Annotated in this window: 13 protein-coding genes; 3 read left to right on the forward strand and 10 right to left on the reverse strand. The window is 72.8% G+C overall.

What is annotated here, in order from left to right:
• Positions 1–19 precede the first annotated feature (19 nt).
• Together ABD978_RS16410 and ABD978_RS16415 are read right to left on the reverse strand one after the other, a co-directional pair.
• Positions 20–1,174 carry a C40 family peptidase gene (locus ABD978_RS16410; RefSeq protein WP_345354437.1) on the reverse strand — a complete coding sequence of 385 codons (1,155 nt, stop codon included), beginning with the start codon at positions 1,172–1,174 and terminating at the stop codon, positions 20–22.
• Positions 1,175–1,384: 210 nt separating this feature from the next.
• On the reverse strand, positions 1,385–3,370 hold the full coding sequence (locus tag ABD978_RS16415; RefSeq protein ID WP_345354439.1) for a thioredoxin domain-containing protein: 1,986 nt from the start codon (positions 3,368–3,370) through the stop codon (positions 1,385–1,387).
• A 157-nt stretch (positions 3,371–3,527) separates the two neighbouring features.
• Here ABD978_RS16415 and ABD978_RS16420 point away from each other — a divergent pair, with 157 nt between their 5' ends.
• Entirely contained in the window at positions 3,528–3,863 is a 336-nt protein-coding gene (locus tag ABD978_RS16420) for a hypothetical protein (RefSeq protein ID WP_345354441.1), read from the forward strand.
• A gap of 102 nt (positions 3,864–3,965) precedes the next feature.
• Here ABD978_RS16420 and ABD978_RS16425 read toward each other — a convergent pair whose 3' ends face one another.
• Entirely contained in the window at positions 3,966–4,730 is a 765-nt protein-coding gene (locus ABD978_RS16425; RefSeq protein WP_345354443.1) for an MBL fold metallo-hydrolase, read from the reverse strand.
• 179 nt (positions 4,731–4,909) lie between these two features.
• Here ABD978_RS16425 and ABD978_RS16430 point away from each other — a divergent pair, with 179 nt between their 5' ends.
• A complete protein-coding gene (locus ABD978_RS16430; protein WP_345354445.1) occupies positions 4,910–5,458 on the forward strand; it encodes a hypothetical protein in 549 nt (182 codons plus the stop codon).
• Positions 5,459–5,520: 62 nt separating this feature from the next.
• On the opposite strand, the gene ABD978_RS16435 is transcribed toward ABD978_RS16430, so the two are convergent.
• The 4 genes from ABD978_RS16435 to ABD978_RS16450 are packed head-to-tail and all read right to left on the reverse strand — an operon-like array spanning position 5,521 to position 9,364.
• Positions 5,521–6,156 (reverse strand): hypothetical protein, encoded by a 636-nt coding sequence (locus ABD978_RS16435; protein WP_345354446.1) that lies wholly within the window; start codon positions 6,154–6,156, stop codon positions 5,521–5,523.
• Positions 6,157–6,174: 18 nt separating this feature from the next.
• Positions 6,175–7,452 (reverse strand): ABC transporter permease, encoded by a 1,278-nt coding sequence (locus tag ABD978_RS16440; RefSeq protein WP_345354447.1) that lies wholly within the window; start codon positions 7,450–7,452, stop codon positions 6,175–6,177.
• On the reverse strand, positions 7,449–8,183 hold the full coding sequence (locus ABD978_RS16445) for an ABC transporter ATP-binding protein (RefSeq protein ID WP_345354448.1): 735 nt from the start codon (positions 8,181–8,183) through the stop codon (positions 7,449–7,451). The genes ABD978_RS16440 and ABD978_RS16445 overlap by 4 nt, the downstream gene beginning before the upstream one ends.
• On the reverse strand, positions 8,180–9,364 hold the full coding sequence (locus tag ABD978_RS16450) for an efflux RND transporter periplasmic adaptor subunit (protein ID WP_345354450.1): 1,185 nt from the start codon (positions 9,362–9,364) through the stop codon (positions 8,180–8,182). Before ABD978_RS16450 ends, ABD978_RS16445 begins: the two co-directional genes overlap by 4 nt.
• Positions 9,365–9,553: 189 nt before the next feature.
• On the opposite strand from ABD978_RS16450, the gene ABD978_RS16455 reads away from it, so the two are divergent.
• Positions 9,554–11,041: an efflux RND transporter periplasmic adaptor subunit gene (locus tag ABD978_RS16455; RefSeq protein WP_345354452.1), complete on the forward strand. Its 1,488-nt coding sequence runs from the start codon at positions 9,554–9,556 to the stop codon at positions 11,039–11,041.
• A gap of 248 nt (positions 11,042–11,289) precedes the next feature.
• On the opposite strand, the gene ABD978_RS16460 is transcribed toward ABD978_RS16455, so the two are convergent.
• From ABD978_RS16460 to ABD978_RS16470, 3 genes are all read right to left on the reverse strand, one after another.
• Entirely contained in the window at positions 11,290–12,894 is a 1,605-nt protein-coding gene (locus tag ABD978_RS16460) for a S1C family serine protease (protein WP_345354454.1), read from the reverse strand.
• Between the two features lie 137 nt (positions 12,895–13,031).
• Complete coding sequence (locus ABD978_RS16465) at positions 13,032–14,507, reverse strand: sensor histidine kinase (protein ID WP_345354456.1); 1,476 nt, start codon at positions 14,505–14,507, stop codon at positions 13,032–13,034.
• Complete coding sequence (locus tag ABD978_RS16470; RefSeq protein ID WP_345354458.1) at positions 14,507–15,202, reverse strand: response regulator transcription factor; 696 nt, start codon at positions 15,200–15,202, stop codon at positions 14,507–14,509. Before ABD978_RS16470 ends, ABD978_RS16465 begins: the two co-directional genes overlap by 1 nt.
• Positions 15,203–15,229: the final 27 nt, after the last annotated feature.

Raw genomic sequence — 15,229 nt, forward strand, 5'->3', positions numbered from 1 at the left:
GTCAGGTGGCGCGCGGTGGTCAGGCCTTGGTGGAGGCGAGCTGGGGGTTGACCCGGATGACGCCCCAGAAGTTGGACAGGTAGACGTCCTGGATCTGGATCCGGGTGCCCGTGTGCCGGGCGACGACCATCTTGTTGTTGCCGATGTAGATCGCGATATGCGAGACGCCGTTGAAGGTCGGGTCGTTCTTCCAGGTCAGCAGGTCGCCCGGCTGGGCCTGGCTGTACGGCAGCCGCCAGCCGGTGAACGCCTGGATGTCGGCCGTCCGCGGCATCCTGATGCCGGCCTGGGCGAAGGCGTACTGGACGAGGCCGGAGCAGTCGTAGCCGCCCTCGCGGTCGGACTCGCCACCCCAGACGTACGGCATGCCGATCTTGGACTCGGCGGCCCGGATCACCGTGTTGACCTGGTCGGCCGTCATCACGCGGCCCGGGGCGCCGGCGGTGCCGCCGGGAACGGTCGGGCCGTCGAACCGGGACTCCAGGGTGGCCATCTTCGTGCCCTTGGGCAGGAGCTTGGCCAGTTGCCCACGGAGCTTGGCGAGGTCGGCGTGCGGGGCGCTGACGAGCAGGGCGTTGTCGGACGGCATGCCGATCGTCTGCGCGGTGTAGTGCGAGACCACCGCGTCGACCTGGTCGATGCCCATCGTGGCGTAGGCGCCGACGCGCACGGAGGTCTGGTGCGCCTGCCCGCCGATCTGGGTCTGGGACGCCAGCGGGATGCCGCCGTCCTGGCCCATCGTGAAGGAGATCGCGACGTCGCCGCCCGCGATGTTGTTCCACAGGGCGTCGGACTTGGCGCTCGCCTCGGGGGTGTAGGCGCGGAACGTCGACGGCTCGACGCCGAGCACGCCCACGCGCTTGCCGCCCACGAGCGCCCGCGCCGCGTCGACGACCTCCACGGCCTTGACGCCCTTCGCCTCGCGGACCTTCGCCACCGCGTCGGCGGGCAGCGTCTGCGGGGAGGCGATCAGCAGGTGCGGCGTGATGGTCTTCTGCAGCGCCGCGACCCGGTAACTCGTGCTGTCCGCCGCGGCGACATAGCGCCCGCCGGGGAGCCGCACGGTCGGGGCGTGGAACGGCCCGGCGGCCACGATCGCCAGATCCGCGGCGATGGTGGTGGCCAGCGAAAGGCCAACGACCGTCGGAAGCATGCGGCGGCTCGGCCAGCGCACGGCGCCCTCCCTAACTCCCCAGTGCGTTGTACGACTATGACCTACGACGGCGATGGTCGTCCAGAGCCCCATATGCCTCATAAGCCACTGCTGTCGCCCGTTGACAGGCGGGCGCCTGTTCTGAGGTAACACGGCCGTAAACGAAAGATCAAGCCCAGGGCTGATCTTTATTGACAGAGATTCCAATGAGTGGGCTTCCGGGCGGGCCGCTCACCGCTCGGAGGCCGCCCGAATCTGCTCCTGGAGGGCGCCGACCTCCGTGACCGGGAGCCGGCACGTGAAGTCGCGGCAGACGTACGCGGCGGGCCGCCCGTCGACGGGCGCCCGGCCCTCCAGCAGCGGCACTCCGGCGCCGACCGCGACCACCGCGGGCAGCGGGCTGAGCAGCGCGGCCCGGTGCAGGTCCCGGGTGCGCGGGTCCTCCGCCGGACCGGCGACGGCGATCTCGAGCGGACCGGCGAGGGCCGCCTCCGTCACCGCGAGCCCCCAGCCCGCGAAGCGGGCGTGGCGCTGCGCCATCGGCGTCACCGGGCCGAGGGCGGCCAGAGCCGCCTCCCGGTGCCGGGCCGAACCGGTGAGCGCGGCGTACGACAGGAGCGCGCCCGCCGCAGCGAACCGGCCGGACGGCGTCGCGTTGTCCGTCGGGTCCTGCGGGCGCTTCCACAGGCGCTCGGCGTCGTCGGCGGTGTCGTAGAAGCCGCCGCGCCCGTCGGCGAAGCGCTCCAGGACGACGTCGAGCAGCTCTCCGGCGAACCGCGCGTGGCCGGCGTCGCCGGTCACGCCGTACAGCGCGATGAGCCCCTCGGCCAGGTCGGCGTAGTCCTCCAGGACCCCGGCGTTCGTTCCGGGGCTGCCGGCGCGCGAGGTCCGCAGCAGCCGCCCGTCCCGCCAGTGGGTCTCCCGGAGCAGCCGGACCGCCTCCTCGGCGGCGGCGACGAGGTCCGGCCGGTCGAAGTACGCGCCGCACTCGGCCAGGGCCGCGATCGCCAGGCCGTTCCAGGCGGCGACGACCTTGTCGTCGCGGCCCGGTGGGACCCGCCGGGACCGCGCGTCGAGCAGCGCGGGACGGATCCGCGCGTACCGCTCGGCGTCATCGGGGTCCGCGCGCAACTGCAGGACGGAGGCGCCGTGCTCGAAGGTGCCCGCCTCGGTCACGCCGAACAGCCCGGCGGCGTACGCCCCGTCCTCCTCGCCGAGCACCCCGGTCAGCTCCCCGGGCGTCCAGACGTAGTAGGCGCCCTCCTCGGGGCGGCCCTCGGCGTTCTCGCTGTCGGCGTCCAGGGCGCTGGCGAACCCGCCCTCCGGCGTGCGCAGCTCCCGCAGCATCCAGTCGCAGGTCTCCAGGGCGATCCGGCGGGCGAGCGGACCGCCGCTCAGCCGCCACCAGTGGGCGTACACGCGGGCCAGCAGGGCGTTGTCGTACAGCATCTTCTCGAAGTGCGGCACCACCCAGCGCTCGTCCACCGAGTAGCGGGCGAACCCGCCGCCGAGCTGGTCGTACATGCCGCCCCGCGCCATCGCCTCGAGCGTGCCCGCGGCGACCGCGAGGCCGTCGCCGCCACGCGCGGCGTGCCGCAGCAGGAACTCCAGCACCATCGACGGCGGGAACTTCGGCGCCGTGCCGAATCCGCCGTTCGCCTGGTCGTACGTCCGCGCCAGGTCCCGTACGGCGGCCTCCGGCACGTCCGGGGCCGGAGCGCCCTCGCCGCCGAGCGCGGCCTGCTCGGACAGGGCGGAGACGACCTTCTGCCCCTGCGCGATGATGTCGTCGCGCTTGTCCCGCCACGCCTGCGCCACCGCGCGCAGGAGCTGCTGGAAATGCGGCCGGGGGAAGTAGGTGCCGCAGTAGAACGGCTCGCCGCCGGGCGTGATGAACACGGTCATCGGCCAGCCGCCCTGGCCCGTCATCGCCTGGGTGGCCTCCATGTAGACCGCGTCGACGTCGGGGCGCTCCTCACGGTCCACCTTGACGCTGACGAACAGGTCGTTCATCAGCCCCGCCGTCGCCTCGTCCTCGAAGGACTCGTGCGCCATGACGTGGCACCAGTGGCAGGCGGAGTAGCCGACGCTGAGCAGGATCGGCACGTCTCTGCGGCGCGCCTCCTCGAACGCCTCGTCCCCCCAGGGGAACCAGTGCACGGGGTTGTCCGCGTGCTGCAGCAGGTACGGACTCGTGGCGTCCTTGAGTCGATTCATGGGTGGTCCCGCCGGTCGGTCGGTGCGTCTCATCCCCACCGTATCGATCTCGCCTGGCGCGTTGACCGACGCGGACCCGGCCCAGGACTTAACCTGTCGGCAGGGTCGGACAACGGTCGGAGTGTGCACAGTGGATCCGCTCTCGGTCTCAGCGCTCGTGACTCTCTTGTCGAAGATCTTCGACGGCACCACCGGCAAGGTCGGTGAACAGCTGTGGGACGACCTGACCTCGGTCGTACGGCGCGTGTTCGGCCGCCGCAGCACCTCGGTCGAGGCGGCCAAGCGTCTCGGTGAGCGCCCCGGCGACCCGGACTCGATGCGGGCGCTGGCCGAGGCGCTCATCGCCGACTCCGCCCGTGATCCGCAGGGGGCCGCGCAGATCCGCCACTGGGTCGCCCGCGCCGAGCGCGCCCTCGCCCCGGACGAGTCGGTCCGGGGCACCGTCAGCGGTACCGTCCAGGCCCGCGACGTCCACGGCGACATCACCTTCTGAGCCGCCGGCCACCGCCGCTCCCGGGTGGCGGGTGCGGCCGGCCGGCGCCTGACGCGGGTGTACCGCCCGCGTCAGCCGGTTCTTCCGGGGACCGGCACGGCGCTACGGCGTCAGGGTGGTGAAGGGCTCGGCGAGATGGGCCGTGGCCAGGGTGCCGGAACGCCTCCGGACCCGTTCCAGCAGCGCCGCGCGGGTGGCGGCGGCGCGTTCGGGGTCCTCGTCGTGCGCGTAGCGGATGGCGGGGTTCACGAGCTGCACCGGGTGGTGCAGGACGTCGCCGCTCAGTACCAGCCGGCCGACCTCGACCGACTGGTGTCCCGGCGTGTGGCCGGGCGTGGGCACCACGGTGATGCCCGAGGTCATCTCGACCAGGCCGTCGACCACTTCGAGGGCGTCGCCCAGCGGCCGTACGACCTGCTCCAGTACGGGTCCGCGGACCCAGTCGAGCTCGTCGCGCTGGATGATGTACCGCGCGTTGGGGAAGGCGGGCAGGCCGTCCACGACCGCGCCGCCGGCGTGGTCGCTGTGCAGGTGGGTGAGCACCACCGCGTCGACGTCCTCGGGGCGCACCCCGGCCGCGGCGACCTCGGCCATGAGCGCGCCGGGCACGGGCGCCCACCCGGCGGCCGGTGACTCCGTACCGCCGACCCCGGTGTCGACCAGGATCGTACGGCCGGTCGGGTCGCGCAGCAGGTGGCAGTGGAAGTGCAGCACCCACTCCTCCCGGCCCACCACCGCCCAGTCCGCGGCGGTCGCGCCGAGGAACGTCTCATCCAGCGGCCTGCGCAGCGCGGGCCCCATGGGGCCCACCGCGTCGCAGAGCGGGATCACCTCGACGCCGGCGAAGACCTTCGACGAATGCGGCATCAGCGGGCTCCCGAGCGGCGGCGACATTTCAGGCTCGAACGATAGCGAGGACCGGCCGCGCGGTGCCGCAGGCCGACCGGCCGTGGCGCGGCGGTGCGCGCCAGGGCGGAAGCACCCTGGAGAAACCTTTCAGCCAGGCCGAAGGCGGGCTCCAGGAAGATCGGCCATCATCGCGGCCCATGCGAATCCTCCATGGCGGAGCGATGCTGGCCTCGGTGGCCGTGCTCGCCGTCTGCGCGGGCTGCGGATCCTCCGGCGGCAAGGCGGCGTCCTCGCCGTCCGGGTCGGCCGGTAAGACGGGTGCGAACGGTTTCGCGGCCTACGCCGCCTGCCTCCGTCAGCACGGTGTGAACATCCCGACGGCCCGCCCCAGCGGACGGCCCTCCGGCCAGCCGGGGCGGCAGGGCGGCGGGTTCGGTCGCGGCTTCGGCGACATCAGTCAGGAGGCGCGGGACGCCTGCCAGTCGCTCGCCCCGCAGGGACAGCGCCAGGGCATGCAGGAGCTGCAGGCGTTCCGCAGTTGTCTCAAGGACCACGGCGTGACGCTGCCGACCCCGACGCCGGGGGCCGTGCGGTCGCCGGACGCGAACCGTACGCCGGGCGCCCGTCCGTCTCCGGGCATGCGTTACCTCGGTGGGCTGAAGACGTCCGATCCGAAGGTGGCGGCCGCGCTCAAGACCTGCAAGCCGCTGCTTCCGACCTTCTCCCCCCGTCCCTCGGCGAGCTGAGCCGAGTAGCCCGGTCCCGGTGCCCGGCCGTGGGGCCGGGCACCGTTCCCGCCGCAGGTCCCTCAGGGCCGCTGGGTCACCGTGGTCGCCGTCACGCTGCCGTCCTGGCCCGGCGTGCCCTGAACGACCACGGAGGCGCCGGCCTTGAGGTCCTTGGCCTTGGCGCTCTTGGTCACCGAGACCTTCGTGGACCCGTTCGTCTTCACGCGCACGATCCCGTTGGCGGTCTGGACGTAGATGATGTCGCCGTCGACGAGTTTGACGGTGCCGGTCGTCCCGCCGCCACCGGGAGCCGCTTCCGCGCCGGAGCCGTCGGTCGGCGCGCCGCCCTGACCGGTCCCGCCACGCTGACCCGGCGCGCCGCCCTGCGTGCCTCGGCCGCCGAAGGCACCGCCCGCACCGGCCACGCCCGGGAAGCCGGTTCCGTTCTGCCCGCCGCGGGCGAACTGCCCGAAGCCGGCGGGGGTCTGTTTCTTGCCCCAGTGCTGGTCCGCCTGCACGCCGCCGACGAACCCGGCGACGATCAGTACCCCGGCGGCCAGGAACATGGTGGCCGAGGGGATCCGGCGTTCCTTGCGCGGTTCCGCGGCCGCCAGCTCTTCGGCGAGGTTCCCGTCGAACGGTGAGGTGCGCAGCAGTTCTTCCGGCGGCACCTCGTCGACCGGTGCGTCGCCGCCCTTGCGCCGTGTTCCAGGCACAGTCTCTCCCTATGCGTGTTATTCGTGGCGGAGTGCTTCGATCGGCCGGAGCTTGGCCGCGCGGTTGGCCGGGTAGCTGCCGAAGAACAGCCCGATCGCGACGGACACGCCCAGCGCCAGCGCGATCGAGCTCGGCACGATCACCGGCTGCACTCCCAGCACCTTGAACTGACTGCCGATCACACCCGCGGCGACCCCGAGCAACCCGCCGAGGAGGCTGAGGACGGTGGCCTCGACGAGGAACTGGCCGAGGATCGCGCCCCTCGGCGCCCCGATGGCCTTGCGGATGCCGATCTCCCGGGTCCGTTCGGTGACGGTGACGAGCATGATGTTGGTGATCCCGATGCCGCCGACCAGCAGGCTGATGGCCGCCACCGCGCCGAGCAGCACGGTGAACGTCCGGCTGCTGCTGCTGATCGCCGACTGCAGGCTCGCCTGGTTCATGATCTGGAAGTCGGCGGTGTTGGACCCGGAGATGTCATGCCGCTGGTTCAGGATGTCGGTCACCTCGGACTGCGCGGCGTCCACCGTCTTCGGCGACTTGGCCTGCACGACGATCTGGTTCAGCGCCCCGTAGCCGGTCAGGCTCTGCTGCACGGCGGGCAGGGGTGCGATCGCGACGTCGTCGGCGTCCTGGAATCCGGACGAGCCCTTGGTCTTCAGCACGCCGACGACGGTGAAGTTCACCCCGCTGACGGTGATCTGTTTGCCCAGCGGGTCGACCGTGCCGAACAGGTCCTGCGCGACCGTGTTCCCGATGACCACGACCTTGCGGCCTGATCGCACGTCGTCGTCGGTGAAGTACGTGCCCTGGGCCACCGGGTCGTTCGACGCCTCGAAGTACGCCGGGTACGTGCCGACGAACTGCTGGATCGCGTGGGCGGTCCCCTCGTACGTCGCGTTGGCGGACGACGCGGTGACCACGGGCGAGACGCTCTTCACCGAGGGGGCGTCGGTCGTGTCGGCCAGTGCGCGGGCGTCCTCGACGGTCAGGCTCTTGGCCTGCGCGCGGGGCCCGGTCTGCTGCGCCGCGCCGCCGGCCCCGCGGAGCAGCCGGGCGAACCCGCCGCCCCCGCCACCGCCTCCACGGCCGCCCGACGTGGACGGCATGACGGTCAGGGTGTTGGTGCCGAGGCGTTCGATGTTCTTCTGCACCTGCTGGGACGAGCCGTTCCCGACCGCCACCAGCATGATCACGGCGCCGACGCCGATGAGGATGCCGAGGGTCGTGAGGCCGCTGCGCAGCTTGTTCGCGGCCAGCCCGCGCAGGGCGAACCTGAGGACTTCCAGTGTCATCGGTGCCACACCCCCGTCCCCATCGGTCCGGGCGGCGGGCCGGCCACGGGCGCCGCGCGCCGGTCCTCGACGATGCGGCCGTCGACCAGCCGGATCACCCGCTTGGCGCGCGCCGCGACGTCGTCCTCATGGGTGATCAGCACGATGGTGCGGCCGTCGGTGCTGAGCCGGTCGAGCACGCCCAGCACGTCGTCCGTGGAGCGGGTGTCGAGGTTGCCGGTGGGCTCGTCGGCCAGCAGGAGCGCCGGCGAGGTCACCAGCGCGCGGGCGACGGCGACGCGCTGCTGCTGACCGCCGGACAGCTCGTTCGGCTCGTGTCCGACGCGGTCGGCGAGGCCGACCTGCTCCAGCGCGGCCAACGCCCGCAGCCTCCGTTCCGCGGCCTTGACGCCGCCGTACGCCAGTGGCAGCTCGACGTTGGCCAGGGCGCTCATCCGCGGGATCAGGTTGAACGACTGGAACACGAACCCGATGCGCCGGTTGCGCAGGATCGCCAGCCGCCGGTCGTCGAGCGCGCCGACGTCCATGCCGTCGAGGAGGTACCGGCCGCCCGTGGGGATGTCGAGACAGCCCAGGATGTTCATCAGCGTCGACTTGCCCGAGCCGGACGCGCCCATGATCGCCACGTAGTCGCCCTCGTCGACGGCGAGGCGGACACCGCGCAGCGCGTGCACCGCCGTGTCGCCGGCCCCGTACACCTTGGTGACGTCCTGGACGTCGAGGACGGTCACCCCCGGCCTCCGCCGCGGGTGCCGCCGAAGCCGCCGCCGGTGCCGGGGAAGCGACCCGAGGGGAATCCGCCGCTGCCCGCCGTGGAGCTCAGCGCGATCAGGACCTGGTCGCCCTCCTTGAGACCCGACGTGATCTCGGTGCCCTGGTCGCCCTGGACGCCGGCCTGCACGACCTGGACGACCTGCTTGCCGCCCTGCAGCACGGTCACCGTGCTGCGGCCGCCCGCGGTCCGGACGGCGGCGGTCGGGACGTACAGCACGTTCTCCGCCCGCGCCGTCGTCACCCGCACCGTGGCGGTCGCCCCGATGCGGAGGCCGGCGGGCGGGTCGGTGAGCGAGACGGTGACGCCGTACTGCACGACGTTGTTCGAGGTGGTCGCGGTCTGGTCGATGGCGGTGACCTTGCCGGACGCCTGGGCGCTCTGGACCGCGTCGAAGGTCACGGTCGCGCTCTGGCCCTTCTTGAGCTTGGCGACGTCGGCCTCGGTGAAGTCGCCGGTGACCACCAGCTTGGAGGTCTCGGCGATGGTCATGAACCCGCCGCCGGAACCGCTCGACGAGCCGCCCGAACCGGCCGAACCCGACGAGCCGCCGGCCGCTCCACCGGCGCCGGAACCACCGGATCCGCTGGAGCCCGACGACCCGGAGGAACTGCTCGAAGAGCTGCTCGAACCGCTGGATGACCCGCCGACGGTGCCGTTGACCGCGACGATGGTGCCGCTGAAGGGCGCGACGAGCTCGGTGCCGTCGAGGGCGCGCTGGGCGCTGTTGTAGGAGGCCTTCGCCTGCACGTAGGAGGAGTAGCCCGAGGCGGTCGTCGTGTCGCCGGCCTCGGCGGCGTTCAGGGCGGCCCGCGCGGCCTCGAGGGAGTCCCGGGCGTTCGCGTCGTCGACGGTGGCGAGCACCTGGCCCTTCTTGACCTTGTCGCCCACCTGAACGTTGATCTTGTCGACCGTACCGCTGGTCGCGAAGGAGAGGTCTTGGGAGCGGGCGCTGGCCACCGCGCCGGAGGCCGACACCGAGGCGACCACCGTGCCACGGCTCACCTGGACGGTCCGGCCCGGGGACGACGCGCCCGCGTCATCGCTCAGCGAGAAGTACGCGACCCCGGCACCGCCCACGAGCAGAACGGCCAGAGCGCCGTTGATGAGCACGCCACGACGTCGGAGGAGGGATTTCACCGCCACAGCGTCCCGGAGACTGCTTGGGCGAACCTGATCCGATCCTGAGAGGTTTCTGTGAGCTCATGTGGCCGCGGCACGGGCTCCGAGGCCACGACCAGTGGCCGACCGCGATCGGAGAGGCCGTCTTCAGGGAACTTTGAGGATGGGCTCGGGTGCCTGTGACCTTCATCCGGCAGGATTCCGCGCGTGAACCGCCCGACCATACGCGATCTCCGAAGGCCACCGTGGCTCACCGCCGGTGCGGTGCTCATGCTCACGACCGGGGTGGTGGCCTTCGGTGACTCCACCGCCGCCGGCACGGCGTACGCCGTGGTGCGGCGCGGGACCGTGACGGCCACCGCCGGCGCCGCCGGCACCGTACGGAGCGCCGATACCCGCGAACTCGTCTTCGGGACCTCCGGAACGGTGCAGGAGATCGAGGTCACGCCGGGCACCCGGGTGCGCGCGGGCCAGGTCCTCGCCCGGCTCGACGACACGGCGGCCCGGGAACAGGTCTCCGTCGCGAAGGCCGTGCTCACGGCGGCTCAGCAGACCTACGCCGACGCGCTGCAGGGCGTCTGCACCGGTGGCGGCGCGGGCTCCGGCGGCACGGGCGGCGGCGCGTCGAACGGGTCGGCGGGCGGGAACGCCGCGAGCGGAGGCACCGGGAGCGCGTCCGGAACGACGGTGCGGACGGCCGGCTTCCGGCGTCCTCGGCCGCCGCGGAAGCCGACCCCGACGCCCACCAGCACGTCGCCCACCCCGACGCCCACGCCCACCCCGACGCCCACGCCGACCCCGACGCGGCCGACGCCGACGCCGTCGCCCACCCACTCGCGGCCGACCGGCCACCCCACGCCCACCGGGCACCCGACACCGACCGGCCGCCCGAAGCCGACCGGACGTCCCAAGCCGACCGGGCACCCGAAGCCGAGCGGCCGCCCGAAGACCGGCGGCAGGACCGGCGCGGGCGGTGGCCGTCCCGGTGCGGCCGGCGGTCGTTCCGGCGCGGGCGGTGGCGGCGGCTGCCAGCCGAACGCCGCCGAACAGGCCGCCGCGAAGGTCACCCAGGCGGAGGTCAACGTACGGCAGGCCGAACGCACGCTGTCCGACACCACCCTCGAGGCGCCGATGGCGGGCACCGTGCTCTCGATCGCGGGAGCGGTCGGCGACCAGACCGGCTCGGGGAAGAGCGGCTTCCTCACGCTGGGCGACCTGGACGACCTGCAGGTACGGGCCCTGTTCTCACTCGGTGACGTGGATCGGCTCAAGGTCGGCCAGCAGGCGACGATCGGACTGGGGATGTCGCCGAACGGGCAGTACACCGGGAAGGTGACGTGCATCGACCCGGCGGCCACCACCAGCGGCAACCTGGCGCGGGTGGGCGTGAACATCTCCCTGGACGACCCGCCGGACGGCGTGCTCGTCGGCATGAGCGCGACCGCCGACGTCGTGACCGCACAGGCCCAGAGCGTGCTGTACGTCCCCGCCAACGCGGTGCGGACCGCGCCCGACGGCAGGGCCACCGTGCTCGTACGACACGACGGACGGGGCGTCACGCGGACGGTGAACCTCGGGGTCCGGAGCGACCGTTACGTGGCGATCACCGGCGGCCTGTCCTCCGGCGACAAGGTCGTGCTGCCGACGGGCAACGGCCCGGACGGCTTCCCGGACGGAACCTTCCCCGGCGCCTGACGCCCGTCGGCCTGACACCGCCCGCCCCGACGCGCAACGGCCCGACGACCTGTCGGAGCCCTCCCCGGCGCCTCACGCCACCGGACATCGCCTGCCCGACGGGCGACGGCACACGGGCGCCTCATCTGGCGGCTCTCGGCGGTCGGGCGGTGCCAGGACGCAAACGGCCCGGCCGAGACGGTCCCTCGTTCGGGACCGCTCCGCCGGGCCGCCTGGCTGGTTCCCCCGCCGGGCCCTCGTCGCTCGGGTCAGCTGCCCGAGTTGGAAGCGAGCGTCACGCTCACCGTGTGCTTGCTGCCGCCCCGCAGGTAGGTCAGCGAGATCTTGTCGCCGGGCTGGTGGCCGCGGATCGCCGCGGACAGGGTCTGGGAGTCCGCGATGGTCTTGCCGTCGACCTGGGTGACGACGTCGCCCTCCTGCAGTCCGGCCGCGGCCGCCGGGGTGCCCTTCTGCACGCCGGCGACGAGCGCGCCCTGCTGGTCGCCGGCCGCGTCGGACAGCGAGACGCCGAGGTAGGCGTGTGTGGCCTTGCCGGACTTGATGAGCTGGTCGGCGACCTGCTTCGCGGTGTCGATCGGGATCGCGAACCCGACGCCGATGTTGCCGTTGCTGCCGCCGGACGTGGCGATCGCGGTGTTGATGCCGATGACCTGGCCGGAGGCGTTCACCAGCGGACCACCGGAGTTGCCCGGGTTGATCGCCGCGTCGGTCTGGATCGCGTCGCCGATCGTCGCTCCCGAGCTGCTCTGCTGCTGCTGTTGGCCCTGCTGGCCCCAGCCGGGGAAGCCGGGCTGCTGTTGCTGCTGGTCGCCGCCCTCATTCAGGGTGCGGTGCAGCGCGCTGACGATGCCGGAGGTCACCGATCCCTCCAGGCCGAGCGGGCTGCCGATGGCCACGACCGGGTCGCCGACCTGGAGCCGGTCGCTGCTGCCGAGCGTCGCGGGCTTGAGCCCGGAGACCCCCGATGCCTTGATCACGGCCAGGTCCGTGGCCGGGTCGGTGCCGAGCACGGTGGCCGAGGCCTTCTTCCCGTCGCTGAAGTTCACCGTGATCTGGCCACCCTGGGTGGCGTCGGACACGACGTGGTTGTTGGTCAGGATGACGCCGTCGGAGCGCAGGATGATGCCGGAGCCCTCGCCCTCGGCGGTCTGGGTGGTCACCGTGATCGACACGACGCTCGGCTGCACCGCCTGGGCGATGGCCGCGATGCCGGTGACGCTCTTGTTGGACGCCCCCTGCACGGCGGTCGGGCTGGCGTACACGGTCCGGCCGTGGTCGACCAGCGCCGCGACGGCGCCTCCGGCGAGTCCCCCGGCGAGGACCAGGGCCAGGGCGATGCCGCTGGCGGCCACCTTGCGCCGCGCCGTCAGCCGGCCGGCGGGGTGCTGCTGTGGCTGGGCGGGGTACGCGTACGGGCCCGGCTGCGCGCCGTACGGCGATCCGTACGCTCCGGGCCCCTGCGGAGGCTGCTGGCCGGGCGCGCCGTACGCCGCTGCGTGCTCGGCCTGCGCGCCGTACGCCGCGGCGCCCGCGCCGTGCGGCTGCTCGGCGTGCACTCCGTAGGCCGCCGCCTCCGGCCGCGCGCCGTACGGGTGCTCGTCCTGGCCGCCCTGCGGCCCCTGTGGGCCGGGCGCCGGCGGCTCGGCCGGTGTCTCGGCGGCCGCCGACGGCACCGGGTTCTGCGGTTCGGTCCGCTCCTCTGCCGGCTGCGGCTCGGACGGCGGCCAGGAGCGCACGTCGGCGGGCTGCGCTTCGGATGTGGACGAGGAACCCGTCTGTGACTCCACGGACGGGGTCGTCCCGGGCTGCGACTCCTCGGGACGCTCGTCCGCGGGCCGGTCGTGGGTTTCCATGGCTTCGTCCCCCAAAGTCGGTACTTTGTCTGACACTTCGAGGATGTCCACCGCGTCTTGAACAACGCTGAGCCCAACCTGAGAATTGGCGCAATAAGGCCCTGGTAAAAGCCGAAGACCGGACGCGCCGCCCGGGTCTAGGCGGAGACCGTCTCGGCCGGGTCCGCCTCGACCGCGTCCGGGTCGAGCGGGAGGGTGATGAGGAAGGTGGCGCCGTCGCCCGGTGCCGTCTCGACCTCGACCGTGCCGGCGTGCGCGTGCACGAGGCCGGCGACGATCGCCAGGCCGAGGCCGGTGCCGCCGCGGCTGCGGGCGGGGTCGGCCCGGTAGAACCGCTCGAACACCCGCTCCGCCTGCTCCCGTGGCATGCCCGGACCCTGGTCGGCGACCTCCAGCACGGCCGCCGGCGAGTCGCCCAGCCGCCCGGAGTGCACCGTCACCTCGACCGGCGTACCGGCCGGGGTGTGCTGCAGCGCGTTGGTCAGCAGATTGCGGATGACCTGCCGCAGCCGCAGTTCGTCCCCGGTCACGATGAACGCCGAGCCGCTGCGTACGGACAGGGTGATGTTCCGCTCGCCGTCGAGGACGCGGGCGTCGTGCACGGCCTCGGCGGCCAGGGCGAGCAGGTCGACGGGGCGCATGGCGAGGGGACGCTGCTGGTCGAGCCGGGCCAGGAGCAGCAGGTCGTCCACGAGCGCGCCCATCCGGACCGCCTCGTCCTCGACCCGGACGATGAGCCGGTCCAGCTCCGCGCGGTCGACGTCGTCGCGCTGCCGGTAGTACTCCGCGAACCCCCGGATCACGCTCAGCGGCGTGCGCAGTTCGTGGCTGGCGTCGGCGACGAAGCGGCGCATGCGCTCCTCGGACTCGCGCGCGGTCGCCTCCGACCGCGCCTGCGCGTGGAAGGCCGTCTCGATCTGGGCGAGCATGCCGTTGAGCGCGTCGCCCAGACGGCCGACCTCCGTCCGCGGATCGGCGTCGGGGACCCGGCGCGACAGGTCGCCGGTCGCGATGGCGGCCGCCGTGTGCTCGATGTCCTCGAGGGAGCGGAGGCTGGCGCGCACGATCGCGATGCCGAGCCCGGCGATGAGGACGATGACGACGCTGCCGACGACCAGCTCCACGCCCACGAACCTGCGCACCGTGCGCCCGGCCTCGGTCATGTCGATGGCCACGACGATGTAACCGGTCCCGGCCGGCTCGACGCGCACCCGCCAACGGGTGTCCCCGGACTCCGCGCCGACGGTGAACGGCTTGTCGGTGTGCTCGTCGAGCCAGGCCGTGTCCTCCGGGACCGCGGGATTCGGCTGGACGATCCCCCAGGGCGACACGGACGTGCTCTTGGCCACCTTGCCGTCGGCGTCGCGGATCTGGACGATGGACCCGCCGCCCTGCCCGGGCAGCGGCTTGCCCGGCTGGGCCAGGGAGCGTTCGCTCCGGTGGAGCAGGTCCTGCAGTTGCAGGTCGGTGCGGCCCAGCAGGTAGTTGCGCATCACCGAGACGCTCGCGACGCCGACCACCATGAGGGCCAGGATCACGAGTGTGACGACCGCGGCGATGAGCTTGATCCGCAACGGAGTCCGGGCGGACAGGCGCCGCGCCCAGGCGGCCATCAGCGCTCCGGAGGCAGGCGCAGCACGTAACCGACCCCGCGCAGCGTGTGGATCAGGCGGGGGCCGAGCTTGTCGAGCTTGCGGCGCAACACCGAGACGTAGGACTCGACGATGCCGGTGTCACCGCGGAAGTCGTAGTCCCAGACGTGGTCGAGGATCTGCGCCTTGGACAGCACGCGGTTGGCGTTGGTCATGAAGTAGCGCAGCAGCTTGAACTCGGTCGGCGACAACTGGATCGGCTTGCCCGACCGCCAGACCTCGTGGCTCTCCTCGTCCAGTTCGAGGTCGGCGAAGCTGAGGCGCGGCGGTGGCTCGGCGGGGCCGCCCTGGGCGCGGCGCAGCACGGCGCGGATGCGGGCGATGACCTCCTCGAGGCTGAACGGCTTGGTGACGTAGTCGTCCCCGCCGAGCGTCAGCCCGCGGATCTTGTCCTGCGTGGCGTCCCGTGCGGTGAGGAACAGCACCGGGATGTGGGCCCCGCCGCCGCGCAGCCGGCGGATGACGTCGAAGCCGTCCATGTCGGGCAGCATGACGTCCAGCACGATCAGGTCGGGTCGACGCTGCAGCGCGACCTGGACGGCCTCGGTGCCGCCGGTCGCCGTCGCCACCTCGAATCCCGCGTAGCGCAGGCTGCCGGACAGCAGTTCGAGGATGTTGGGCTCGTCTTCGACCACGAGAAGTCGCGCTTCAGTCACCCCTCCATAGTGACCTGCTGAGTTGAG

This window comes from Actinoallomurus liliacearum (genome assembly GCF_039542035.1).
In the GTDB taxonomy this organism is placed as follows: domain Bacteria; phylum Actinomycetota; class Actinomycetes; order Streptosporangiales; family Streptosporangiaceae; genus Actinoallomurus; species Actinoallomurus liliacearum.